General features: G+C 70.0%; 22 protein-coding genes and 1 pseudogene. 10 read left to right on the top strand and 13 right to left on the bottom strand.

Features of this window, described 5'->3' with window-relative positions; all coding sequences use genetic code 11:
* The first annotated feature begins 196 nt into the window (after positions 1 to 196).
* A complete protein-coding gene (locus BMY74_RS35960; protein ID WP_089923763.1) occupies positions 197 to 538 on the top strand; it encodes a DUF1844 domain-containing protein in 342 nt (113 codons plus the stop codon).
* Here the strand turns inward: BMY74_RS35960 and BMY74_RS35955 are convergent.
* From BMY74_RS35955 to BMY74_RS35925, 7 genes are all read right to left on the bottom strand, one after another.
* Positions 519 to 923 carry a hypothetical protein gene (locus tag BMY74_RS35955; protein ID WP_089923760.1) on the bottom strand — a complete coding sequence of 135 codons (405 nt, stop codon included), beginning with the start codon at positions 921 to 923 and terminating at the stop codon, positions 519 to 521. The genes BMY74_RS35960 and BMY74_RS35955 overlap by 20 nt on opposite strands.
* Positions 920 to 1,573 (bottom strand): hypothetical protein, encoded by a 654-nt coding sequence (locus tag BMY74_RS35950; protein ID WP_089923757.1) that lies wholly within the window; start codon positions 1,571 to 1,573, stop codon positions 920 to 922. Before BMY74_RS35950 ends, BMY74_RS35955 begins: the two co-directional genes overlap by 4 nt.
* Entirely contained in the window at positions 1,570 to 2,160 is a 591-nt protein-coding gene (locus BMY74_RS35945) for a hypothetical protein (protein WP_089923754.1), read from the bottom strand. The genes BMY74_RS35950 and BMY74_RS35945 overlap by 4 nt, the downstream gene beginning before the upstream one ends.
* 106 nt (positions 2,161 to 2,266) lie before the next feature.
* Complete coding sequence (locus BMY74_RS35940) at positions 2,267 to 3,016, bottom strand: DUF7919 family protein (RefSeq protein WP_089923751.1); 750 nt, start codon at positions 3,014 to 3,016, stop codon at positions 2,267 to 2,269.
* A gap of 69 nt (positions 3,017 to 3,085) precedes the next feature.
* Positions 3,086 to 3,466, bottom strand: coding sequence for a RidA family protein (locus BMY74_RS35935; RefSeq protein ID WP_089923748.1), 381 nt, complete (start codon positions 3,464 to 3,466; stop codon positions 3,086 to 3,088).
* 12 nt (positions 3,467 to 3,478) lie between these two features.
* Positions 3,479 to 4,225: an IclR family transcriptional regulator gene (locus BMY74_RS35930; protein ID WP_089923744.1), complete on the bottom strand. Its 747-nt coding sequence runs from the start codon at positions 4,223 to 4,225 to the stop codon at positions 3,479 to 3,481.
* Positions 4,226 to 5,191, bottom strand: coding sequence for a sugar kinase (locus tag BMY74_RS35925; RefSeq protein ID WP_089923741.1), 966 nt, complete (start codon positions 5,189 to 5,191; stop codon positions 4,226 to 4,228).
* Positions 5,192 to 5,276: 85 nt separating this feature from the next.
* Here BMY74_RS35925 and BMY74_RS35920 point away from each other — a divergent pair, with 85 nt between their 5' ends.
* The 4 genes from BMY74_RS35920 (at position 5,277) to BMY74_RS35905 (ending at position 11,748) form a co-directional block, all read left to right on the top strand.
* The gene (locus BMY74_RS35920) at positions 5,277 to 6,569 is read left to right on the top strand and encodes an amino acid deaminase (protein ID WP_089923738.1); all 1,293 of its coding nucleotides are present in this window, start codon (positions 5,277 to 5,279) and stop codon (positions 6,567 to 6,569) included.
* 15 nt (positions 6,570 to 6,584) lie between these two features.
* A complete protein-coding gene (locus BMY74_RS35915) occupies positions 6,585 to 8,168 on the top strand; it encodes an N-acyl-D-amino-acid deacylase family protein (RefSeq protein WP_089923735.1) in 1,584 nt (527 codons plus the stop codon).
* The gene (locus BMY74_RS35910) at positions 8,165 to 9,562 is read left to right on the top strand and encodes a GntP family permease (protein WP_089923732.1); all 1,398 of its coding nucleotides are present in this window, start codon (positions 8,165 to 8,167) and stop codon (positions 9,560 to 9,562) included. Before BMY74_RS35915 ends, BMY74_RS35910 begins: the two co-directional genes overlap by 4 nt.
* 98 nt (positions 9,563 to 9,660) lie before the next feature.
* The gene (locus BMY74_RS35905) at positions 9,661 to 11,748 is read left to right on the top strand and encodes an alpha-galactosidase (protein WP_089923728.1); all 2,088 of its coding nucleotides are present in this window, start codon (positions 9,661 to 9,663) and stop codon (positions 11,746 to 11,748) included.
* Between the two features lie 57 nt (positions 11,749 to 11,805).
* Here the strand turns inward: BMY74_RS35905 and BMY74_RS35900 are convergent, their stop codons facing one another.
* Positions 11,806 to 12,966: a hypothetical protein gene (locus tag BMY74_RS35900; protein WP_089923725.1), complete on the bottom strand. Its 1,161-nt coding sequence runs from the start codon at positions 12,964 to 12,966 to the stop codon at positions 11,806 to 11,808.
* A 73-nt stretch (positions 12,967 to 13,039) separates the two neighbouring features.
* A complete protein-coding gene (locus tag BMY74_RS35895; RefSeq protein WP_089923723.1) occupies positions 13,040 to 14,191 on the bottom strand; it encodes an FAD-dependent oxidoreductase in 1,152 nt (383 codons plus the stop codon).
* Positions 14,192 to 14,266: 75 nt separating this feature from the next.
* On the opposite strand from BMY74_RS35895, the gene BMY74_RS35890 reads away from it, so the two are divergent.
* The 3 genes from BMY74_RS35890 to BMY74_RS35880 are packed head-to-tail and all read left to right on the top strand — an operon-like array spanning position 14,267 to position 17,362.
* Positions 14,267 to 14,863, top strand: a complete 597-nt coding sequence (locus tag BMY74_RS35890) for a TetR/AcrR family transcriptional regulator (RefSeq protein WP_089923888.1) — start codon at positions 14,267 to 14,269, stop codon at positions 14,861 to 14,863.
* A 34-nt stretch (positions 14,864 to 14,897) separates the two neighbouring features.
* Positions 14,898 to 16,145 (top strand): hypothetical protein, encoded by a 1,248-nt coding sequence (locus tag BMY74_RS35885; protein WP_089923721.1) that lies wholly within the window; start codon positions 14,898 to 14,900, stop codon positions 16,143 to 16,145.
* Positions 16,142 to 17,362 carry a vWA domain-containing protein gene (locus BMY74_RS35880; RefSeq protein ID WP_089923719.1) on the top strand — a complete coding sequence of 407 codons (1,221 nt, stop codon included), beginning with the start codon at positions 16,142 to 16,144 and terminating at the stop codon, positions 17,360 to 17,362. The genes BMY74_RS35885 and BMY74_RS35880 overlap by 4 nt, the downstream gene beginning before the upstream one ends.
* 75 nt (positions 17,363 to 17,437) lie before the next feature.
* Here BMY74_RS35880 and BMY74_RS35875 read toward each other — a convergent pair whose 3' ends face one another.
* From BMY74_RS35875 to uvrA, 3 genes are all read right to left on the bottom strand, one after another.
* Positions 17,438 to 17,917: an SRPBCC family protein gene (locus tag BMY74_RS35875; protein ID WP_218159856.1), complete on the bottom strand. Its 480-nt coding sequence runs from the start codon at positions 17,915 to 17,917 to the stop codon at positions 17,438 to 17,440.
* A 117-nt stretch (positions 17,918 to 18,034) separates the two neighbouring features.
* Entirely contained in the window at positions 18,035 to 18,217 is a 183-nt protein-coding gene (locus BMY74_RS35870) for a hypothetical protein (RefSeq protein ID WP_143091845.1), read from the bottom strand.
* Positions 18,217 to 21,096, bottom strand: coding sequence for an excinuclease ABC subunit UvrA (uvrA, locus tag BMY74_RS35865; RefSeq protein WP_089923711.1), 2,880 nt, complete (start codon positions 21,094 to 21,096; stop codon positions 18,217 to 18,219). Before uvrA ends, BMY74_RS35870 begins: the two co-directional genes overlap by 1 nt.
* 225 nt (positions 21,097 to 21,321) lie before the next feature.
* Between uvrA and BMY74_RS35860 the strand changes: the two genes are divergently transcribed.
* Positions 21,322 to 22,074 carry a maleylpyruvate isomerase family mycothiol-dependent enzyme gene (locus BMY74_RS35860; protein WP_089923708.1) on the top strand — a complete coding sequence of 251 codons (753 nt, stop codon included), beginning with the start codon at positions 21,322 to 21,324 and terminating at the stop codon, positions 22,072 to 22,074.
* Between the two features lie 47 nt (positions 22,075 to 22,121).
* Here BMY74_RS35860 and BMY74_RS35855 read toward each other — a convergent pair.
* Positions 22,122 to 23,081 (bottom strand): annotated as a pseudogene (locus tag BMY74_RS35855) (acyltransferase family protein); the annotation flags it as partial.
* 138 nt (positions 23,082 to 23,219) lie between these two features.
* Between BMY74_RS35855 and BMY74_RS35850 the strand changes: the two are divergent.
* Complete coding sequence (locus BMY74_RS35850; RefSeq protein ID WP_089923705.1) at positions 23,220 to 23,897, top strand: MBL fold metallo-hydrolase; 678 nt, start codon at positions 23,220 to 23,222, stop codon at positions 23,895 to 23,897.
* Positions 23,898 to 24,058 lie beyond the last annotated feature (161 nt).

The following is a 24,058-nucleotide window of genomic DNA, read 5'->3' as shown; positions in this document are numbered from 1 at the left end:
GTGCGCCCTGACCGCCAGGAGGACCGGACCCGGCCACCTCAAGAAGCGGTGATCGCGGGTGGGAGCGGGGCTCCACTTGCCGCTCTCGCACTAACGAGAGCTGGTCGCGTCGGAAATACTAGCAGACGCTCTTGTCAACCCCCGAATCGCGGCCTGTGACGTCGGTCCTGCCAGGGCGCTTGCTTGAATGTAGGGCGTGACCGATCCGCTTGAAGAAGACGTCCGCGACCTGGGCGACGTACCCAGCATCGAGGTGATCAGCCGGGCCGCGGTGATGCTGCTGTCCGCCTCGGCGGAGCGCCTGGGCCTCGCCGACCCGGACCCCGACAACTCCCCGCGCCGCGACCTCGACGAGGCCCGCCGCCTGATCACCGGCCTCGCCGGCCTGGTCACCGCGACGTCGGAGTACCTCGGCCCGCACGCGGCGCCGCTGAAGGACGGCCTGCAGTCCGTGCAGCGCGCGTTCCGCGAGGCGTCGGCGGTGCCGGACGAGCCGGGGCAGGGGCCGGGCGAGAAGTTCACGGGTCCCGTCTACTGACGGGCGCCTCCAGGTCCGCCAGGCCGGCTACGAGCGCGAGCTCCACGTAGGTGCCCTCGTAGCCGGCTCCCCGCACCGCCCGCAGCGCCTCGGCCGCCTCGGGCAGCGACAACCCGAGCACGTCGCGGAACGCCTTCAGCACCCCCGCGCCCCGGGCCGCCTCGTCCCGCAGCCGGTACGCGCCGTGCTGGGCGAGGATCTCGGCGCGCAGTTCGACCGGCGACGGCCCCCGCCCCCGATCGCATCCCTGCACCTGGCAGTCGTCGCACCACTCGTCGAGCTCCCAGCGCAGCGCGCCGTTCTCGCCGATCTGCGCGAACCAGCTGTTCCCCGCGCCGCCGCAGGTCCCGCAGGGCCGTGCGAGCCTCGCTGCCTGCCGGATCACTCGGCCCGCACCACGACCGGTTCCCACGGTTCCGCCTTCACCTGGAACACCGCGCTCGCCCGCTGCCCCGTCGCCGCCCGGAACGTGATCGCGGACCCGTTGTACAGCGGTCCGATCTCGAGGTGCTCGGCCGGCGGCTCGTCGTACTGCGACAGCCCGAGCACGCGGCTGCCCGGCACCACGGACAAGGTGAGCTGCTGGATCACGGCCGGTCCGCCGAAGTAGCTCAACCGGAACTCGTCGGGCGCGCCGGGCGTGATCGCGAACGTCGGCTCGCCGACGCGGCTGCGCTGGGAGGCAAGTGCCTCGACCACCTCGTTGACCTGCGTCGTCACCTGGTGGGCGATGACCTGGGCCTCGTCCGCCAGCACCCGGGACGCCGCGGCCTCCTGCGCCGCCCTGCCCACGGCCTCCTCGGCCTTGCCGGCCGACTTCTTGGTCTCCTCGGCCGCCGTCCTGGCCTGCAGGGCGGCCGACGTGGCCTGTTCGACGGCCTTGCGCGCGGCGGCCGCCTCCTCCTGAGCTTTGAGAGCCGCCTCGGCCGACTCGCGGGCCGCCTCCTGGGCGCGCTTGGCCTCGCGGGCCTGCCACAGCGACACGGCCACCGCGCACATCGCGACGACGGCGGAGATCACGGCGAGGACGATCATGCCCGCACCCCCACGGAGGCGAGCTGGCGTCGCGCGAGCTCGTCGATCACGTCCGTGTCGCCCGTGCGCCAGGCGACCGCCGGGTCGCCGTCGAACCGGCCGAGCTCCCGCGGCGACAACGACGTGAGCGCGCGGAGGGCGAGGAGGTCGGGCTTGTCGCGCAGGCGGGCGGTGTTCGCGGCCTTGCGGGCGTAGCGCAGGCGCAGCGGCAGCCAGGTGACGAGCAGGAACAGGACCGGCACGGCGACCAGCGCGGCCGCGAGCCAGAACGCGGACTCCTCGACGACGCCGATCTGCGCGTTGCCCGCGTTGGTGAGCGTCTCGCCGGCCTTGCTGCCGTTGCCGAGCGCCCCCGCGAGGTCCTCGCCCACGAAGGGAACGCCCCGGGCCTTGCCGGCGGCGTTGGTGAACGCGTCGCGGATGCTGCCACCCGCGTTGACCAGCCCGTCCCCCGGCGCCCGCAGTTCGAGCACCCAGTCGTGGACCGTCGTCGCCACCCAGATCCAGAGCGCGACCCAGCCGACGGCGAGGAGGTCGGCGATCAGCTGACGCGTGAACCTGACAGGTCTGTCCGCGTACCACTTCATGCCCGGATCGTGTCACAACGGCAACGGCGGCCCGGAGTCCAGCTGAGACCGGGGGCCGCCGTTGCGACGAACAGCTCAGCACGGCGTCGGCGAACCGGTCGGCCGCTCAGCCGTCGTCCTCGTCCAGGTGCTGACCCTCGCTCAGCCTGCGGATCGCGGAGCTTCCCGAGCCCATCCACGCGTGCCCGTCGCCGGACAGGGCGACCAGCTCGCCGCCGGCCCCGACGCCGAGCAGGTGGTCACCGGCCACGCCGGCCGGGACGACCTCGCGCACCTTCTTCCACCGCTCGAACAGGTCCACCGCCCCGGCGCACCGCAGGGGGTCGAGCACGACGGTCTCGACACCGCGCAGCGTCAGCCCGCCGAACTCCGCGAGGAACCTCTCCGCGCCGTCGTGCCAGCCGAGCGAAGGGAATGCGCGGCGCCAGGCGGACGTGTCCACCGAACGCCCCTGCACCCAGCCCGCGGTCTCCAGTAGCTCACGTGTCCTCGCCCGCAGGTCGCGGAAACGCCCGACCGCGGCGTCGGAGAACGCTTGCGGCGGCAGGTAGCCGTGGTCCCGCACGTAGTGCCCCACCAGCCTGGGCGCGGAGTGGCGGACGCCGCCCGCGTCCACGTGGATCTCGCCGGTCCCGAGCGGGAGGTCGTCGAACCGAGCTCCTTCGCAGAACCCGCAGAAGTGCAGGCCGCGAGCGACGTTGCGGGGCTCTTCCGCGAGCAGCCACAGCGCCTCGACCAGCTCGTCGGGTGCCGGGCCGGTCGGGAAGTCGTGCGGCGGGTCGAGCCAGCCGACGTTCACCATCGGCACGCGGGACGGGAAGTACGAGTACGGCGACAGGTCCGGGTAGTGCGTCAACGCTTCCCCCAAAGCGAACGGAGCGCGCCCGCGGACCGGGCACGCTCCGTCCGACCCTAGACGAGGCTCTCAGTCGACGACGGCCAGCGCGTCGATCTCCACCAGCAGGCCGGCGGGCAGCCCGACGTACACGGTGGTGCGGGCGGGCGCCGGGTCCGTCACGAACTCGCCGTAGACCTCGTTCAGCTCCGCGAAGTGCGCGGTGTCGGTGAGGTAGACGCGGATCATGACGACGTCGTCGATGGACGCGCCACCGGCGGCGAGGACGGCGTGCAGGTTCGCGAACGTCTGGCGCGTCTGCTCGGCGACGGTGGTGCCGACGATCTCACCCGAGGACGGGTCGAACGCGACCTGGCCTGCCACCTGCAGGATGTTGCCCTTGCGCACACCCTGCGAGAAGCGGGCCACCGGCTGCGGAGCGTCAGCGGTCTTGATCTCTACCTTGGACAACGGATTTCCCCTTTACCTTGGAACAAAACCGCATTCGGCCGAAGCGGCCTCGGCGGTGGCGAGCAGGTCTGGCAGGTGTGAGAGCAGGCCGTCGTAGTCGAGCAGCACCTTCGGCACGGACATCGAGACGGCCGCGAGCACCTCGCCGCGCGCACCCCTGATCGGGGCGGCGATGCAGTGGATGAAGTCCTCGTGCTCGGAGTTGTCGACGGCGTAGCCGTTGGCGCGCACGCGGTCCAGCTCGGCGAGGTACGCGGCGGGACCCAGGATGGTGTTCTCGGTCAGCTTCGGGAACTCCATGCCCGCCAGCACCTTCTGCAACGCGGACGCGGACAGGTCGGCCAGCAGGACCTTCGCGACGGCCGTGCAGTGCAACGGCGCGCGGCGGCCGATGCGCGAGTACATGCGCATCTGGTGGCGCGACTCGTACTTGTCGATGTAGATCACCTCACCGTCCTCGTAGGACGCGAGGTGGACGGTGTGGCCGAGGCGGGAGTTCAGCTCGCGCAACGCCGGTTCGGCCGCGCGGCGGACGTCGCGTTCCTCCAGGGCGAGGTTCGCGAGGTCGAAGAGGGCGGTGCCGAGGCGGTAGTGGTGCACGCCGTCGCGTTGCACGAACCGGTGCGACTCCAGGGTGCGCAGCAGCCGCAACGTCGTCGACTTGTGCACGCCGATGACGCCGGACAGCTCGTCCAGCGTCTTCGGTCCCGTCGCGAGCTGGCTCACCAGGGTGAGCGCTCTGTCGAGGCTCTGGCTCATTCAGACCTCCAGGCGGGCGGACGCCCAGGTCCGCGGGTCGGCGCGCAGCAGCGGATCCGTCACGTCGTCCGGCAAAGGATCTCCGACGTCCTCCGCGGTGAGCAAAGCGGACGCCGCCTGCAGGTGCCCGGCGCGCAGCCGCACCGACGGGCCCTCCCCCGCGAGGGTGGCCGCGAGGAAGCCCGCCGCGAACGCGTCACCCGCGCCGACCGGCTCCACGACCTCGACCTTCAGCGCCGGCTCGAAGTACGACGCGCCGTCCTCCAGCAGCGTCGCCCCGTCGGCGCCCTGCTTGACCACCAGCGACACCGGGCCGGGCAGCAACCGCCGCAGCCGCTGGGGATCTCCGGTGCCCCACACCAGCTCCGCCTCGTCGGACCCTGCCAGGACGACGTCCGCCAGGTCCGCGAGCTCGCGCAGCACGCGGGGGTCGCGGCCCGCCCACAGCGCGGGCCGCCAGTTCAGGTCGAACGAGATCCGGAACCCGTGCCGCGGTCTGCGCAGCAGCTCGCGCATCATCGCGAGGCACGAGTCGGACAGGGCCGGCGTGATGCCGCTGACGTGCACCAGCTTCACCTCGCCGAGGCCGAGGCGGTCGATCATCTCGAGCCCCATGCCCGAGGCCGCCGAGCCGCGCCGGTAGTAGCGCACCGGGCTGCCGTGCGGCGAGGCCTCCTTGACGTAGAGGCCGGTCGGGCGGGTCGGGTCGACCCGGACCTGCGAGACGTCCACGCCGTAGCCGCCGACGGTGTCGAGCACCGCCATGCCGAACGAGTCGTCGCCGACGGCGCTGACCCAGGACGACCGCACGCCGAGGCGCGTCAGGTGCATGGCGACGTTGGACTCTGCGCCCCCGACGGCGCGATGCCACGTGCGCACCAGATGCACGGGTCCGGGTTCAGCCGGAACCATCATCACCATGGTCTCGCCGAGACACACGACACCGCCGACGTGATCGAACCGCATGCGCGCTCCAGAGGTGTTCGTTGACGGCGGCGAGACCGAATGCTACACAACTCAGCATCACATCGCGCAATGGGAGTTGCAAAATATGCAACATCTGATGGAGATGGACCTCGCGGCCGTCGCGGACATCAGGTCGGAACAGGTCAGCTGGCGCTTCAAGGGCTTGCCGTCGAGCACGTTCGGGTCGACGATCGGCGAGGTCGCCGAGCGGCGCCTCGACCTGTTCGCCGACGAGTTCGTCGGGCCGCTCGTCGTGCTCGACGAGGACGCGCTGGCGCACAACCTGACAACGATGGCCAAGTGGTGCGACAACCACGGCGTGAAGCTGGCCCCGCACGGCAAGACGACGATGGCGCCGCAGCTGTTCCAGCGGCAGGTCGAGCACGGCGTCTGGGGTCTCACCGCGGCCAACGCCTCCCAGCTGCGCGTCTACCGGGCGTTCGGCGTCTCCCGAATCCTGCTGGCGAACCAGCTCCTCGACCCGGCCGCGTTGCGCTGGCTCGTCCGCGAACTGGACGCCGACCCGGCCTTCGAGTTCAGCTGCTGGGCCGACTCCGAGGCCGGCGTCACGCTGATGAGCGAGACGTTGCAGGAGCTCCAACCCTCACGCCCGGTCGACGTGATCGTCGAGCTCGGTGCCCCCGGCGGCCGGACGGGTGCCCGCGACCTGGAGACGGCGCTGGCCGTCGCGCGGGCGGTCGACCAGAGCCCCGTGCTGCGGCTCGTCGGCGCCGGCGGCTACGAGGGCGCGCTGGCGCACGACGCCTCCGAAGCCTCCCAGTCCGTTGTGGACGGATACCTCACCGACCTGCGCACGCTCGTGCTGCGCCTCGCCGACGCGGGGCTGCTCGACGAGCTGGACTCGGTGGTCGTGACCGCCGGCGGCAGCGCTTACTTCGACCAGGTGGCCGCCACGTTGTCGCAGCCGTGGCCGTTCCCGGTGACACCGGTGCTGCGCAGCGGCGCGTACATCACGCACGACGACGGCTTCTACCGCGGGATCTCGCCGTTCGCGCGGATCGACGGCGTGGAGCCGTTCAAGCCCGCGCTCAGGGCGTGGGCCCAGGTGACGTCACGGCCGCAGCGCGACCTGGCGCTGCTGACGATCGGCAAGCGCGACGCGTCGTTCGACGAGGGCCTGCCGGAACCGCAGCTCGTGCGCCGCGGCGACGGCGCGATCGCCCCGCTGGCCGGAGCGAGGATCACCGCGCTGAACGACCAGCACGCCTTCCTGTCCCTCGGGCCGGAGTCCACGGTCCGGGTGGGCGACTGGGTGGGGCTCGGCCTGTCCCACCCCTGCACGGTGTTCGACAAGTGGCAGCTCATCCCGGTCGTGCGCGGCACGACCGTGGTCGACCTGATCCGTACCTACTTCTAGAAGAGGAGTGCTGCCATGGAGGACGTCGTCCTGCGCGGACCGCTGGTCGCCGACGGCACGGGCGCACCCGCGTACCAGGCGGACGTGGGGATCAAGGACGGCCGGATCTCGTCCATCGGCAGCGGGATCTCGGCCACGCGGTCGATCGACGCGGACGGGCTGGTGCTCGCGCCGGGGTTCATCGACATGCACTCGCACTCGGACCTGCGGGTCCTCGCCGAGCCCGACCACCTGGCGAAGGTCTCGCAGGGCGTCACGACCGAGGTGCTCGGCCAGGACGGGCTGTCCTACGCGCCGGTGAACGACGAGGTGCTCGCGACGCTGCGCGGTCAGCTCGCCGGGTGGAACGACGACCCGCCGGGCTTCGACTGGAACTGGCGGTCGGTCGGCGAGTACCTCGACCGGCTCGACCGGGGCATCGCGGTGAACGCCGCCTACCTGGTGCCGCAGGGGACGCTGCGGATGCTCGTCGTCGGCTGGGACGACCGCACACCCACCGAGTCCGAAATGGACACCATGAGGTCCGTCCTCGCGCAATCGCTTGCGGAGGGCGCGGTGGGCATGTCGTCCGGCCTCACCTACACGCCCGGCATGTACGCGGACACGTCCGAGCTCGTGCAGCTCTGCGAGGTCGTCGGGCGGCACAACGGCTTCTACAGCCCGCACCACCGCAGCTACGGCGCCGGCGCGCTGGAGGCGTACGCCGAGATGGTGGACGTCTCGAAGCGGTCCGGCTGCGCGCTGCACCTCGCGCACGCCACCATGAACTTCCCGGTGAACAAGGGCAAGGCACCCGAGCTGCTCGAGCTCCTCGACGACGCCATCGCGAACGGCGCCGACATCTCACTCGACACCTACCCGTACCTGCCGGGCGCGACCTACCTGTCCGCGCTGCTGCCGTCGTGGGCCACGGAGGGCGGGCCGGACAGCGCGCTGGCAAGGTTGTCCGATGTGGACACCCGCGAGCGCATCCGCGAGGAGATCGAGGAGATCGGGTCGGACGGCTGCCACGGCGTGCCCGTCGACTGGGACTCGATCGAGATCAACGGCGTCCGCGACGAGCGCAACGCGCACCTCGTCGGGTCCAGCGTCCTGCGGTCCGCGGCCCGGCTCGGGCGCACCCCGGCCGAGCTGTACTTCGACGTGTTGGTCGACGAGCGCATGGGTACCTCGTGCCTCATGCACGTGGGCCACGAGGAGAACGTGCAGGCGATCATGAAGCATCCGGCGCACACCGGCGGCAGCGACGGGCTGCTGGTCGGCGACCGGCCTCATCCGCGCGCGTGGGGGACGTTCCCCCGCTACTTCGCGCGCTACGTCCGCGAGCTGGGCGTGCTGAGCCTGGAGGAGTGCGTCGAGCACCTCACCGGCCGTGCCGCCAAGCGCTTGCGGCTCACCGACCGGGGTCTGGTCCGCGAGGGCTACGCGGCCGACCTGGTGCTGTTCGATCCCTCGACGATCGCCGACACGGCGACCTTCGACCAGCCTCGGCAGCAGGCAGCCGGCATCCCGTACGTGTTCTGCAACGGGGTGACGGTGATCGACGACGGAACCGCCACCGGCTCATTGCCAGGCCATTCACTCAGGAGCCGCCCGTGATCGACTGGTTGCAATACTCAACTCCGGGTCTGCTGACCCTCGCGGTGGTCAGCATCGCGGTGCTGCTCCTGCTGATCATCAAGTTCAAGGTCGAGCCGTTCATCGCGCTGATCGTCGTCGCCCTGCTGGTCGCCCTCTTGGCGGGCGTGCCGGTGGAGACGCTGGTCGGCTCGGCGCAGAAGGCCTCGGACTCGTTGCTGGAGAAGGGCTTCGGCTCGATCCTCGGCCACATCGCCGCGATCATCGGTCTCGGCACGCTGCTCGGCGCGATCCTCGAGGCGTCCGGCGGCGCGCAGGTGCTGATGGACAAGCTGATGAACGCGTTCGGCGAGAAGCGCGCGCCCGTTGCGATCGGTCTCGCCGGTCTGATCTTCGGTGTGCCGGTCTTCTTCGACATCGGCATCTTCGTCCTCGCACCGCTCGTCTACGTGGCGGCCAAGCGGTCGGGCAAGTCGATCGTGCTGTTCAGCATGCCTTTGCTGGCGGGCCTTTCGGTCATGCACGCGTTCATGCCGCCTCACCCCGGACCGGTGGCGGCGGCCGGTCTGCTCGGCGTCTCGCTCGGCTGGATCATCATCATGGGCCTCGCGGTGGCGATCCCGTCCTGGTTCGTCGGCGGCATCCTGTACGCCTACTGGATCGGCAAGCGCATCAACGTGCCGGTACCGGAGGAGATGCTGGCGGCGGCCGAGGCGGCGCGCGAGGAGAACGGCGACCGCGAACCGCCGTCGCTCGGCCTGGTGCTCTCGATCATCGGCCTGCCACTGGTGCTGATCCTCGCGGGCACGTTCGGGTCGATCCTGCTGACCAAGGGATCGCGGCTGTACTCGGTGGCGACGTTCTTCGGCACGCCCGCGGTGGCGCTGACGATCTCGGTGCTGCTCGCGTTCTGGCTGCTGGGTTTCCGCCGCGGCATGACCCGCGAGAAGGTCGCGGAGCTGAGCGGCGCCTCCCTGAAGCCGGTCGCGATGATCCTGCTTGTGGTCGGTGCCGGTGGTTTCTTCGGCGCCGTGCTGGCCGCGACGGGCATCGGCAAGACGCTCGCGAACGAGCTGTCGGGCATCGGCCTGCCGGTGATCGCGCTGGCGTACGTGATCAGCTGCGTCATCCGCATCGCGCAGGGTTCGGCGACGGTCGCGATCGTGACGACCGCGGGCATCGTGGCACCGACGCTCGCGGACCTGAACTACTCGCAGCCGCAGCTCGCCCTGGTCGTCATGGCCATCGCGTCCGGTTCGATCATCGCCTCGCACGTGAACGACGGCGGGTTCTGGATCGTGTCGCGGTACTTCGGCCTGTCGGTGAAGGAGACGCTGCAGTCGTGGACGGTCGTCGAGACCATCCTCTCCGTGGTCGGTTTCGTGGTCGCGGCGCTGCTCAGCCTGGTCGTCTAACCGGACACAACTCAACAATTTCGAACGCTTGACAACGCGGGCCCTGCATCTGAGGATCGGCACAATGTTCATTTGTGTTTGATGTGGACGGGGCCCGCATGAGCAACACGGAGGTCGTGCACCTGCACGACGACACCTCCAGCGTCGTCATCACCCTCGCGGGCACAAGCCTGCCGGTCGTGACGCACTGGGGGCGCACGCTCGGTGACGTCGGCCAGGCCGGTTTGCGCGGCCTGGCCGACGCCGTGTCGTGGACCAACCCCAACAACGCGCCGGACGCGCCGATCCCGTTGGCGCTGCTGCCCGACGCCGGCGCCGGGTACCTAGGCCGCCCCGGGCTGCGCGGTCACCGCGGCGGCGAGCACTTCGCCCCGGCCCTGGTGGTCACGTCGTTCGGCCACGAGGGCTCGATCTTCCGGTACGTCGCCTCGGACGAGGCCGCGGAGCTGACCGTGAGCGGCACGCTGGAGCTGTTGCCGTCCGGCATGCTCCGCCTGCGGCACGTCGTCCGCAACGACGGCGGCACGCCGTACTCGCTGGAGGGCCTGGAAACCGCGCTTCCCGTTCCCGCGCACGCCAGCGAACTGCTCGACTTCACCGGCCGCTGGAGCCGGGAACGCGCGCCACAGCGGCAGGCGTTCCAGTTCGGCTCCTGGGTGCGCGAGAACCGCCGCGGCCGCACCGGGCACGACGCGACCATCGGATTGCTGGCCGGCACGCCGGGGTTCTCGTTCCGCGACGGCGAGGTGTGGGCGCTGCACGTGGCGTGGAGCGGCAACCACGTGACGTACGCGGAGAACCTGGTCGACGGCTCCCCCGTCCTGGGCGGTGGCGAGCTCCTGCTGCCGGGCGAGATCACCCTTGCGGCGGGCCAGGAGTACGAGTCGCCGTGGATCTACGCGGCTTACTCGTCCGAGGGGATCGACGGCATCAGCGCCGCCTTCCACCGGCAGCTGCGCGAGCGTTCGCTGCGGCCCCGCCCGGTCGTGCTCAACACGTGGGAGGCCGTGTACTTCGACCACGACCTCACACGCCTGACCTCGTTGGCGGACACGGCCGCCGCGATCGGCGTGGAGCGGTTCGTGCTGGACGACGGCTGGTTCCGGCACCGCCGCGACGACTCCGCGGGCCTCGGCGACTGGTTCGTCGACGAGACCGTGTGGCCGGACGGGCTCACCCCGTTGATCAAGCACGTCCGCGCGCTCGGCATGGAGTTCGGCCTCTGGTTCGAGCCGGAGATGGTCAACACGGACTCGGACCTCTACCGCGCGCACCCGGACTGGGTGCTCGGGCCGCGTCCCGGCCTGCTGCCGCCGCCGTCGCGCAACCAGCAGGTGTTGAACATCGCGCATCCCGAGGCGTACGCGTACATCCTGGAGCGCGTGTCATCGGTGTTGACGGACAACGACATCGCGTTCGTGAAGTGGGACCACAACCGCGACCTGATCGGCTCGCGCGTGCACGAGCAGACCGCCGCGTTCTACCGGCTGCTGGACGACCTGCGGCTGCGCCACCCGCACGTGGAGATCGAGAGCTGCTCGTCCGGCGGCGGCCGGATCGACCTCGGCGTGCTCGCGCGCACCGACCGCGTGTGGACGTCGGACTGCAACGACGCCCTGGAACGCCAGCTGATCCAGCGCTGGACCGGAGTGTTCCTGCCGCCGGAGCTGATGGGCGCGCACGTCGGCCCCACGAAGTCGCACACCACCGGACGTGTGCACGACCTGTCGTTCCGCGTGGTGGCGGCGATGTTCGGGCACTTCGGCATCGAGTGGGACATCAACTCGGCCACCGACGAGGAACGCGCCGGGCTGCAGGCGGCCATCGAGTACTACAAGGACGTCCGGTCGCTGGTGCACACCGGTGTCTCCGTGCACGCCGACCACCCGGACCCCGCCGCCTGGGTGCACGGAGTCGTGGCGACGGACCGGTCCGAGGCCCTGTTCGGGTACGTGCAGCTCGCGACGTCGGTGCAGAACAAGCCGCGCCGGGTGCGGCTGCCGGGGCTCGACCCGGCGCGGACGTACCGGGTGTCGTTCGACGCGCCCGCCGGGCACCCCGCGCTGTGCCAGCGGCAGCCGGCGGACTGGAGCCCGGTGGAGCTGCCCGGGTCCGTGCTGTCGGCGGTCGGGGTCCAGCTGCCGGTGCTCGAGCCGGAGCAGGCGTTGTTGTTGCGCCTGAAGTAGGTCGTGCGAAAGGGCCCCGGCGGAAGCGCTTCCGCCGGGGCCCTCCCCTTTCCCCCGTTACCGGCCGGCGCGACTTCCGTCGGCCTTGGTGGCCCACCACTTCCCGCCAACGCCCTGCCCGTTGGCATCACCGCAGACCTCGTCCCCTGCGAAGAGGTACTGCGGCCACCCTGCGATGGTGAGCTGCTTCTTCCCGTCCCGCTCGATCGTCCCCACGAGCGAGGCGTCCACGCCCTGCACCTGGAAGCCCTCGTCGACGAAGGCGGGCGGCCACTGCTCCGCGCACTTGCCGGAGCAGGTGCTGGTCGGCGGTTCGGCGGAGTCGTCGTCGAACCGGTAGAGCGTCATGCCGTCGGAGTCCGTGGCGACGACACCGAGGTCCCCCACGGTCGCGCTGGTCAACGCGATCGCCTTGTTCTGCTGGGCCTTCTTGCCGTCGGTGGCGGTGGCGAACCACTTCTCCACCGCGACGCCCTTTGCCTCACCGGGCTTGGTGTCGTTCTTGAACGTGTACTGCGGCCAGTTCGCGACCGTGAGCTGCTTCTTGCCGTCCTTGCGGGTGATGGTGCCGAGCAGCTTGGAGTCGACGCCCTTCACGCGTGGCGTCTCGCCCTCGACCAGCACCGGCGGCCAGCTCTCCGCACACTTGCCGTCGCAAAAGGATGTTGGGGGCTGGGCGGTGTCGCCGTCGAACCGGTAGAGCGTGAGGCCCGCGTTGTTGGTCAGCACCGCACCGAGGCCCGCGACGACACCCGTCCGTGCCGCGAGCTGGGTGCGGGTGCCGTCCGTGCCGGTCGCGAACCACTTGCCCTGCAGGCCCTGGCCCTTGGTCTCGCCGGGCCCGGTGTCCTTGGCGAACCGGTACTGCGGCATGCCGTCGACGAGGAGCTGGCGGCTGCCGTCCTTGCGGACGAAGGTGCTGACGAGGCTCCTGTCGACGCCGTTGACGGTGAAGTCCTCGCCGGGAACCGTTGCGGGCGGCCAGGTCGCGGCGCACTCACCGTCGCAAGTGGACTCGCCCGGCCTGTCGCCGTCGAACCGGTAGAGGGTGAAGCCCTGGTCGTCGGTGACGACCGGGCCGAGGTCGGCGATCTCGGTGGCCTTCAGCGCGACGACACCGTCCTGCTGCTGCGCCACCGGCTTGCTCTCCGGCGTCCCCGTGCAGGCGGTCAGCGAGATCAACCCCAGCGCCACGACCGCAACGCTCCTGCGGATCATCCTGAACCTCCTGGCTCGTGCCCTCCAACGCCACTGACACGCAGGGCGAGCCGGAACGGTTCAAACTTTTTTCCTAGAACATCGCGCGCCTCAACGCGGGCACCGCCGAGGCTGTCCTGAGCACCGTGCGGAACAGGGTCCGCGCCACCGCGCCACCCTGCGCGAACTGCCTCGCCGCCCGCAGCGAGTCCCGCACCGCCGCGAACCCGTACTCGTACATCTCCGCCTCGTACCGGGCGATGGCGTCGCCGCCCTCGGTGATGCACCGCGCGAGCAGTTGCGCGTCCTTCAGCGCGATGTTGGCACCGACACCTCGCATCGGCGTCATGGCGTGGATGGCGTCACCGAGCAGCGTGACGTTGGTGGGGCGCCACCGCTCGACGGGCTTCGCCGACCTGATGTGCCACTGGCTGACGGTTTCCGGGTGCGACAGTTCCACGACCCTGCGGAGCTCGGGGCTCCAGCCGGCGATGCGGCGCAGCACCTCGGACTGCAGGCCGTTGGTCAGGTCGAGGTCCTTCGCCGCGTAGGCCCACATCAGGTACGGGCGCACGTTGTCGAACAGCACGCCGTCGGCGTCCGTGTGGCCCAGTCCGTCGTGCGTCACCAGGAACATGCCGCACGCGCTGGTCGGGACGATCGAGTTCGCCCGGACGAGCAGGCTCCCAGGGATCCAGTCGTGGTCGTCGAGGAAGAGCTTGCCCGCGACCGCGGTGATGCCGACGTCCTCGGTTCCCGCGTGCGGCAGGTACTGCGCGCGCACGCGTGACCGGATGCCGTCCGCGCCGACGAGCACGTCGCACTCGGCGGTCGTGCCGTCCGCGAAGTGCAGGGTGATCGCGTCGTTCTGCTCGTAGCGCTCGAACCTCTTGCCGAACCGGACGTCCAGCCCGTCGAGCAGCACCTGCCGCAGCGTGATCCGGCTGGCCGAGTAGTGCGTCTCCTCGTCCTGGTCGAGCACCAGCAACGGCTCGAGCTGCTCGGTCAGGAAGCCGAACCCGTTGTCGCTGGACCCCGCGGTCCGCACGAACCGCTGCCAGCTCTCCTCCGGCAGGCACTCCCGCAACGCGGCGGCACCGTCCGGGTTGATGTGCACCCGGTACCCCTGCAGGCGGTCCGTGCGCGAGAGCTCCCGCTCGTACACCGCCACGTCCACACCGGCCCCGCGCAACCCGTGCGCGAGGCACAGCCCGCCGATTCCCCCACCCACCACAGCGATCCTCATGAGGTCGAGTTTCAACCGCACGGTTGATTAAGTCAACCCGACGGTTGAAAGTTGGTCGTCGGCTACCGTGTCGCCGTGGATCAACGCCGTTCTCCCAGCGCCTCGGAACGCAAACGGGACCCGGAACGCACGCGGGCCCTGCTCCTCGAGGCGGCCGCGGCGGAGTTCGGTGCGAAGGGCTACGCCGCCACGCGCACCACGGACATCGCGGCGCGGGCGGGCGTGAACAAGCAGCTGATCTCGTACTACTTCGGCGGCAAGGAAGGCCTCTACAAGGAGCTCGCCACGAGCTGGCACTCCTCCGCGGCCGAGATGGCGAGCACCGAGGAACCGCTGGCCGACGTGATCGCGAGCTTCGTGCACACCACCCTGACCGACCACGGCAGGCTGTGGGCGTGGTCGAACCTGGCAGGCGACAGCCCGCCCACCGACGAGGCGTTCCTGCGCGCCCAGGTCGACCAGATGCGGCTGCGCCAGGCCGCGGGCGAACTCCCCGCCGACCTCGACCCCGGTCTCCTGCTGCTGGCGCTGATGGCCGCCGCCTCGGCACCGCTGACCCTGCGGCACACGGCGGGCCAGATCACCGGTGAGGACCCGGCGACGCCCGAGTTCGCGACGAAGTACGCGGAACAGCTCACCCTGCTGGTGCGGCACCTGTCCGACCGAACCTGACTTCCTTTCCCCCCAAACTCTGTACCGTTCTCCCATGGACGAGACGGGGGTCCCCATCGGCGCGGCGAACAAGTTGTCGCCGGAGATGTCCGTCGCGATCGACAAGGCGCACGGGGTGCTGGCCGAGGCCGCCACCGACGCGAAGTTCTCGGTGGACCTCCGCAACGCCAAGGGTGTCGTCGTCGGTGACAACGCCCGGCAGTGGAACACGTTCTGGGAACTGCCGAAGAGCGTGCGGCGGCTGCTGATCGTCCTGCTCGCCGGCGTGCTCGTCGTCAGCACCGGTTTCGTCGTGGTGCGGTGGATCGTCCCGGTGTTCGCGCCCGTCTACAAGACGACGTTCCTGATCGACGCCGCCGCGGGTGACCTGGCGAGCGTCACCGGTGCGCTGACGACCGTCGTCGGCAACTCGGGCGAGCGCGACTCCCAGTCGTTGCGCAGCTTCGGCGGCGAGTGCGGGTCGGACGACAACACGACGCAACTCGTCGGGTTCGGCACGGGCAACCGCCAGGAGATCGCCGACGCGGCCCGCTCGGTGCGGCAGGGCACGAAGGCCACGCTGCAGCGCGGGATCGTCGAGGCGGTCGGCGACTTCACCACGCCGTTGTCGCTGAAGGCCAAGCAGGTCAACAGGATCATCGTCGTGACGAGGCACGGCAGGGACGCGTGCGACCCCGACGACGAGTTCGTCCAGGCCCAGATCCGCGACCGCGTCGCCGCGGCCGGCCTGTCGATCGAGTTCCGGTTCATCGGCTACCAGGTCAGCGACGACGGTGAACTGACGCGGCTGGCCGCACAGCTCGAGCAGCAGGCACCGGCGTTCACGGACTCGCCGGAGGAACTGCGGCGCGTGCTCGCGTGGTTCACCACGATCGAACCGGTGCTGCGGTCGTCGCAGTCGGTCGTCAACGTCCTCAACCCGACCGTAGATAAGCTCAACTCGGCCACGAAGTCGGTGCAGGACGGCCGTTTCGACCTCGCCGAGTCGGCGCTGGCACAGGCCCGTGCCGCGGTCGTCGACCTCCAGATCGAGGACCTCGACGGCCGCACCGGCACACCGGACGCGGTGCGGTTGCGGGACATGTCGGTGCGGCTGCGCGCGTTGCAGGCCGAGGTGGTCGCGGGTGCGGAGGCGTTGCTCGCCGAGGCGCGTTCGGGCCGGAACCCGGCCGGGCCGCTCGACGTCTACACCCGTGCCGCGGCCGCGTACAACGCCGAGGCGAAGAAGATGACCGAGGCGCTCACGTCGTTGCGCGCCCAGGCGCCGGGGGGCGTGCGGTGAAGCGGTGGTGGGTGGCAGCAGCGGCGGTGGTCGTGGTGCTGGCTCTGGTCAGCGGCGTCCTGTTCCTGGTCCTGACTCCCTCTCACCGCACCACGTTCCTCGTCGACTCCTCCGAGTCGGCGGACTTCCGCGACGTCGCCGACGCCGTCGGGACGGCGGCCGCGAACATGTCGCCGGACGACGCGCTGGCGTTGCGCCGCTTCGGCGGCACGTGCGACGCCCCGGACACAGCAGAGTTGGTCACGCCCGGCACCGGCCAGGCGGCGAAGATCGGCGACGCGGCCCGCGCGATCACCCCGAACGGCAAGCCCACCCTGCTCAGCGGCGTGATCGCCGCGATCGACGACTTCGCGCGCACCTACCCGTTCCGCGGCAGCGAGACCAACCGCGTCGTCGTGGTCGCCCGCGGCGGCGCCGACGCGTGCGGCAAGAGCGCCGACGAGGTGCGCACGATCATCAGGGAACACTCCGCCCGGGCCGGCGTGAAGATCGACTTCCGGTTCGTCGGACACCGGCTGAGCTCCGAGCAGGCCAAGGTCCTGAAGGCCGTCGCCGACGCGACCGAGGCGCGGGCCACCCGCTTCACCGACGACACCGCCGCACTCGTCACCACGTTGAAGGAGGTGTCGGTGCCGACCTCGCTGGTGGCGCAGGAGGTCGTGCTGCCGAAGTCGCCCTGCGAGCTGGTGACGCCGGAGGTGCTGATGGCCGCCTACCCCCTTCCGGCAGAGGTCGCGGGGTACAAGCCCTACTACGGCGAGATCAACTGCCAGCAGGACCGGTACGTGCACGCCCAGGGACTGATCGAGCGCCCTGAACTCGCCCAGGCGTTCCCGGCCGTCTTCGAACTGAAGGACGGCAAGTGGCAGCTGTGGAACGCGGGCACCGGAGGCTTCTCCTGCGGCGAGATCCCGCGGGAGGTGTGGAAGGCCTGGGACGTGGGCTGCACGCCCGAGCCGGTCGTCTGCCGCGACGCGAACGACTTCACGAAGGTGACCGACATGAACGACGTCGGCTGCCCCGTCGCGATCGACATCGCCGACCGGTACATCGCCGCGGCGCGAGCGGGTCAGACCCAGGGCACCGGCACGTTCTGGGTCACCGACGTGTGGACGTGCTCCAAGTACCCGATGCCCGATCGCCCGAACGTGGCGAACCCGCTGCAGTGCCAGCGCAACGCCGACGGCGCGGTCGTGCGCCTGGGCGACAACTGGTGACTGGACGCTACCTGGTGACTGGGCGCGCTGACGAAGCCGTTCCCGATGAACTCGGGCAACAACTCACCGCAGCGCCTACGACTCGCGGCGGGCGGCGGTCTTGGCTTCGAGCACCTGCTTCAGGCCCTTCAGGCCGCCGCGCATCATCACGTCGTGGTTGCCGCGGAAGAACGGCTTCGCGATCAGCACCAGACGCCTCAGCAGCGCCTTGTTGACCACGACCTCCTGGTCGAACACGAGGTCCGTGCCCCCGTCGCGGCCGGTGATCTCCCAGCTCGCGTAACCCTCGAGATCACCGGACAGCGTGGCGCGCAGCAGGCCCGCCTGCTGGTTGCGGATGCTGTGCCTCACCTGCACGACCAGGTCGAACGGCAGGAACGAACGGCACCGGATCTCGCCGGTCTCGTCGTCGATCTTCGTGGCCTTGCGGACCTCGGGCCACCACACCGGGTAGTTCGCGATGTCGGCCAGCACTTCGTAGACATCGGCCGGGCACGCGTCCACGTGCCACACGCTGTGGAAGCGATAGCGGTTGAGCGGCACGGCCGCCATCATCCCGGATACCTCGTCCGAGTGACAGGTTCTCGACGGAACTCACAGGTAACTGGAAATTCCTCACCGAGTGGCATGCGGCTCCAGCGGGACTCGAGCGTCCCGCTAGTCCGCCCGTGTTCACTTGTCGGCTAGACGAGGAAGCCGTTCCAAGGCCCGCATCCACCCGGCAGCCGCGACTCGGCGGAGTGCCTGCTCCGACGAGTCGAGCGCCTCCACGAGGCTGAACGGATGCGCCAAGGACTCGCCGCGCTGCGCTTGGAGAACGCGCTCGCGGTGGGCCAGCACATCGAGTGGGATCATCACCCTGCCGCCGACACCTCCTCGTTCTCGAGCACCTGCAGCAAGAACTGCCCCGTGTAGCTCTTCTCGACCTCGGAGACCTGCTCGGGTGTGCCCTGTGCCACGACCATACCGCCGCCGGAGCCCCCTTCGGGACCCATGTCGACGATCCAGTCCGACGTCTTGATGACGTCGAGGTTGTGCTCGATCACGATGACGGTGTTGCCCTTGTCCACCAGGCCGTTGATCACGCCCAGCAACTTGCGGATGTCCTCGAAGTGCAGACCCGTCGTCGGCTCGTCGAGGATGTAGACGGTCTTGCCGGTCGAGCGCTTCTGCAGCTCCGACGCGAGCTTCACGCGCTGCGCCTCACCACCGGACAGCGTCGGCGCCGGCTGGCCCAGCCGCACGTAGCCGAGACCGACCTCGACCAGCGTCTTCAGGTGGCGGTGGATGGCGTTGATCGGCTCGAAGAACGTCGCGGCCTCCTCGATCGGCATGTCGAGGATCTCGGAGATCGTCTTGCCCTTGTAGTGCACTTCCAGCGTCTCGCGGTTGTACCGCGCGCCCTTGCAGACCTCGCAGGGGACGTAGACGTCCGGGAGGAAGTTCATCTCGATCTTGATCGTGCCGTCGCCCGCGCACGCCTCGCAGCGGCCGCCCTTGACGTTGAACGAGAAGCGGCCCGGCTGGTAGCCGCGGACCTTCGCCTCCGTCGTCGCCGCGAACAGCTTGCGGACGTGGTCGAACACTCCGGTGTAGGTGGCCGGGTTCGACCGCGGGGTGCGGCCGATCGGCGACTGGTCGACCCGCACCAGCTTGTCGACCTCGTTCAGGCCGTTGATGCGGGTGTGCCGGCCGGGGACCTGGCGCGCGCCGTTGAGCTTGTTCGCGAGCACCGTGGCCAGGATGTCGTTGACCAGCGTCGACTTGCCCGAGCCGGACACGCCCGTGACGGACGTGAGCGTGCCGAGCGGGAACGACACGTCGATGCCGCGCAGGTTGTGCTCGCGCGCGCCGACGACCGTGAGCTGGCGCTTCTTGTCGACCTTGCGGCGCTTCGCGGGCATCGGGATCGACTTGCGGCCCGACAGGTAGGCGCCGGTGATCGACTCCTTGTTCGTCAGCAGCTTCTTGTACGGGCCGCTGTGCACGACCTTGCCGCCGTGCTCGCCGGCGCCGGGGCCGATGTCGACCACCCAGTCCGACGTGCGGATCGTGTCCTCGTCGTGCTCGACGACGATCAGCGTGTTGCCCAGGTCGCGCAGCCTCGTCAGCGTCTCGATCAGGCGGTGGTTGTCGCGCTGGTGCAGGCCGATCGACGGCTCGTCCAGCACGTACAGCACGCCGACCAGGCCGGACCCGATCTGGGTCGCGAGCCGGATGCGCTGCGCCTCGCCGCCGGACAGCGTGCCGGACGCGCGGTCGAGCGACAGGTAGTCGAGGCCGACGTCGAGCAGGAAGTGCAGGCGGGCCTGGATCTCCTTGAGCACCGCACCCGCGATCATCGACTCGCGCTTGCCGAGCTTGAGGCCGTCGAGGAACTCGGAGCACTCCGAGACGCTCATCGCGCAGACCTCGGCGATCGAGCGATCACCCTTCTTGCCGTGGTGCAGCGTGACGGCGAGGATCTCCGGCTTGAGTCGCGTACCCGAACACGCGGGGCACGGCACCTCGCGCATGTAGCCCTCGTACTTCTCCCGCATGTAGTCGGACTCGGTCTGCTCCTGACGCCGTTCGAGGAACGGGATCACGCCCTCGTAGTTGGCGTAGTAGGAGCGCTCACGGCCGTAGCGGTTCTTGTAGCGGACGTGCACCTGCTCGTCGATGCCGTGCAGGATCGCCTTCTGCGCCTTGGCCGGCAGGTGCCGCCACTGCGCGTCCATCCGGTAGCCGATGGTCTCGCCGAGCGACTGCAGCAGCCGCTGGAAGTACTCCGCCGTCTGCCCGCCCGCCCACGGCGCGATGGCACCCTCGGCGAGGCTCAGCTCGTCGTCCGGGACCACGAGCTCCGGGTCGACCTCCTTGCGCACGCCGATGCCCGTGCAGACCATGCACGCGCCGTACGGCGAGTTGAAGGAGAACGACCGCGGCTCCAGGTCCTCGATCGCGAGCGGGTGGCCGTTCGGGCACGCCAGGTTCTCGGAGAAGCCCCTGATCCGCTTCGGATCGGTCTCCGGGAGGTCGACGAACTCGAGCTCGACCAGGCCGTCGGCGAGCCGCAGCGCCGTCTCGACCGAGTCGGTGAGGCGCTGCTTGGACGAGGCCTTGACGCTCAGGCGGTCGATGACGACCGCGATGTGGTGCTTCTCCTGCTTCTTGAGCTTCGGCACCTCGGCGAGCGCGTAGACGACACCGTCGACCTTCGCGCGCGAGTAGCCCTGGCCCTGCAGGTTCTGGAACAGGTCGACGTACTCGCCCTTGCGGCCGCGGATGACCGGCGCGAGCACCTGGAACTTCGTGCCCTGCTCCATCGCGAGCACCTGGTCGACGATCTCCTGCGGCGTCTGCTTGCCGATCGGCTCACCGCACTGCGGGCAGTGCGGCTTGCCGGCGCGGGCGTAGAGCAGGCGCAGGTAGTCGTACACCTCGGTGATGGTGCCGACGGTCGAGCGCGGGTTGCGGCTCGTGGACTTCTGGTCGATCGAGACAGCGGGCGAGAGGCCTTCGATGAAGTCGACGTCGGGCTTGTCCATCTGCCCGAGGAACTGGCGCGCGTACGCGGAGAGCGACTCCACGTAGCGCCGCTGGCCCTCGGCGAAGATCGTGTCGAAAGCCAGGCTCGACTTGCCGGAGCCGGACAGCCCCGTGAAGACGATCAGGCTGTCCCTCGGCAGGTCGAGATCTACGCCGCGCAGGTTGTGCTCGCGGGCGCCGCGAACAACAAGACGGTCTGCCACTGGGGTCCCTTCGGCTGCGATTGGCGGGTCACTCACGCCACACTCTTCCGAACAAGCGTTCGAAGAGTACTAGCATCATTTCGGAGGCTGCGACCGACCCGCCGACCATGCTAGGGCTGACCCCTGACAAAAACGGTTCGGGCCGCTTCCGCATTCCCCTGATCTGGGATTACCCATAGTCTGGTCACTTCGATCAGAAGCCTCAACGTCGGGGAGAGGCAGCACATGACCTACACGCCGTCCACCGAGCAGACGTCCGTGCCCGCGCCGCGAGGAGTGCCCGACCGGCACATCACCGCCGTGCGCCAGGCGACGGACGTGCTCTACGAGGTCGTCGAGGAGCTGGACGAGGCCGCCGTGCGCGGCCGGAGCCTGCTGCCCGGATGGACCCGCGGACACGTCATCACCCACCTCGCGCGCAACGCCGACGCGCTGGTGAACCTGCTCACGTGGGCCAGGACGGGGGTCGAGCACCAGGCGTACGCCTCGCGCGCGGACCGCGACGCGGACATCGAGGAGGGCTCCCACCGGCTGCTGCAGCTGATCAAGGCCGACCTCGACTCCGCCTGCCAGCGGTTCGACACCGCGTGCCGCGAGTTCCCCGCGCACGCGTGGCGTTCGGAGGTCACGGCGCCCAAGGGCCAGGCGATCCCGGCGTCCGCGGTGCCGCTGCTGCGCCTGCGCGAGATCTGGATCCACCTCGTCGACCTCGACGCGGGCGTCGGGTTCGACGACCTGCCCGCCGACTTCGTGGAGGAGTTCCTCGACGACGCGGTGCAGCAGTTCGAGGGCAGGGTCGACCCCTTCGGGATCGAGGTGACCCTGCCCGACGGCACTCAGCGCAGCTGGGTGGTCAGCGGCCCGGCGAGCCGCAGTTCGGTCAGCGGGTCCGCCAGCGCCGTCCTCGGGTGGCTGACCGGCAGGACCGACGGCTCCGGACTGCGCGGGGAGCTGCCCGACCTGCCCGACTGGATCTGAGTGAGGAGCCGGTAGGCGGGGCGTTCGACGAACCTCGTCATCGCCCAGCCCAGCACCAGCGCCGAGGTGACGAAGCCGGCGAGGATCCACCAGGACCGCAGGCCGAAGGCGTGCATGCGGTCCATCACCACCGTGCCGATCTGCTGGTGCACGAGGTAGACGCCGTACGAGATGCCCGCGAGCCACGTGATCGGCCTGGCGACCGGCTTGAAGAACACCCAGTCGGGTCCGGCGGCCGCAGCGCACACCATGAGCAGCAGCACGCCGAAGCCGAGAGTCGACCCGTACTCGGTCGTGTGAATCGCCTGCGCCACCAGGGTGACGGCGAGGAGCGCGACCAGGTGCGGCGTCTTCAGCCTGTCCTTGTGCCACAGCCAGATCGCGATGCCGGCGGCGAAGAGCTGCGCCCGGTGCAGCGCGAACCCGTTGTAGAGCGTGAACAGCGCGTGCGAGTGGTCCAGCAACGGCCGCAGCAGCAGCGGCGTGACGACGAGCGCCCACAGGAAGACGCGCAGCCACGTCCCTCTCAGCACCTTGACCAGCGCGGCACCGGCGATGAACGCCGCGATCTGCACCGGCACCGTCCAGTAGGCGAAGTCGACGATGTTGACGTCCGGGAACCACTGGTTGACCAGCAGCAGGTTGTAGACGACGTCCCTGCCGTCGAGCTGGCTCCACCCCTCCGGCGCGATCCACCGCTGCACCGCGTAGGTGAGCAGGACCGCCGCCATGTAGGCGGGCAACAGCCGGGCGAGTCTTCGCCACAGGAACCTCCCCGGCCTCCCGCTGTCGAGCGAGGCACAGGCGAAGAAGGCCGAGACGACCATCAGCGTGCTGGCGCCCATCGACATCGGGAAGGTGAACGGCAGCGGCCCGAGGTCGGGATGGCTGCTGACGCTCGTGAGCGTGGCGTGGTGGAGCAGCACGCACCCGATGGCGACGACGCGGAGGACGTCCCAGCTGACCCTGCGGGCGGTCCGGGGCTTCTCTCGTTGCGTTGGGATCACGATAGGCGGGGACCTGTTCGTTGGTTCTTTCGGAGCACTCGGGCTTGGCGGCTTGATCCTTGCTTACCCTATGAGTGAGACCTGTATGCAACCTGAAGGTGTGCGTCCCGCCGCATCGAGCGACTACCGTCTGCCACCGTGGACGTACTCGAGAACTACACCGGTCATGTCGATCCAGAGGGCCCGGCGGCACGCCGCACCCTGGACGCGCTGACCATCACGAAGATCTCCGTCGGTCCGATGGACAACAACGCCTACCTGCTGGTTTGCCGGTCCACGAACGAGGCGTTGCTCATCGACGCGGCCAACGACCACGAGCGCCTGTCGGACCTGCTGGGCCACGCCCCGGACCGCCCGGGACTGCGCACGATCGTGACCACGCACCAGCACGCCGATCACTGGCAGGCACTCGGCCCCCTGGCGGAGGCGAACGGCTCGACCACCGTCGCGCACGAGCTGGACGCCGCCGTCCTCCCGGTCCAGCCGGACGTCCTCGTGGACCACGGCGACACCATCAACGTGGGAGAAGTCCCGCTGTCGATCATCCACCTGCGCGGCCACACCCCGGGCTCCATCGCCGTCCTCTACGACGACCCGAACGGCCACCCGCACCTCTTCACCGGAGATTCACTCTTTCCGGGGGGTGTGGGGAAGACCACGTCCGCGGACAACTTCGCCTCGCTGATCAACGACGTCGAGGACCGCCTGTTCGCGGTGCTGCCCGACGACACGTGGTTCTACCCGGGCCACGGCGACGACTCGACGCTGGGCAAGGAGCGCCCCGCGCTCGCGGAGTGGCGAGCCCGCGGCTGGTGAACCTGGCCGGACGGGGAGCCTGCGGTGCGGACTCCCCGTCGGCCTCGACGATCGTGACCGCGCGTTCCCGTTCCGCGTCACGCCCGTCTCCACCACCGCTGCGGAGTGTCCGAGGAGTGGCGTTCGCGCGGCTGGTAGGTGCCGACGTCGGCCGCGCGCCG

The organism is Lentzea albida, assembly GCF_900111005.1.
In the GTDB taxonomy this organism is placed as follows: domain Bacteria; phylum Actinomycetota; class Actinomycetes; order Mycobacteriales; family Pseudonocardiaceae; genus Lentzea; species Lentzea albida.
The sequence above is the reverse complement of the archived record's forward strand: the minus strand, read 5'-3'. Positions and strand labels throughout refer to the sequence as shown.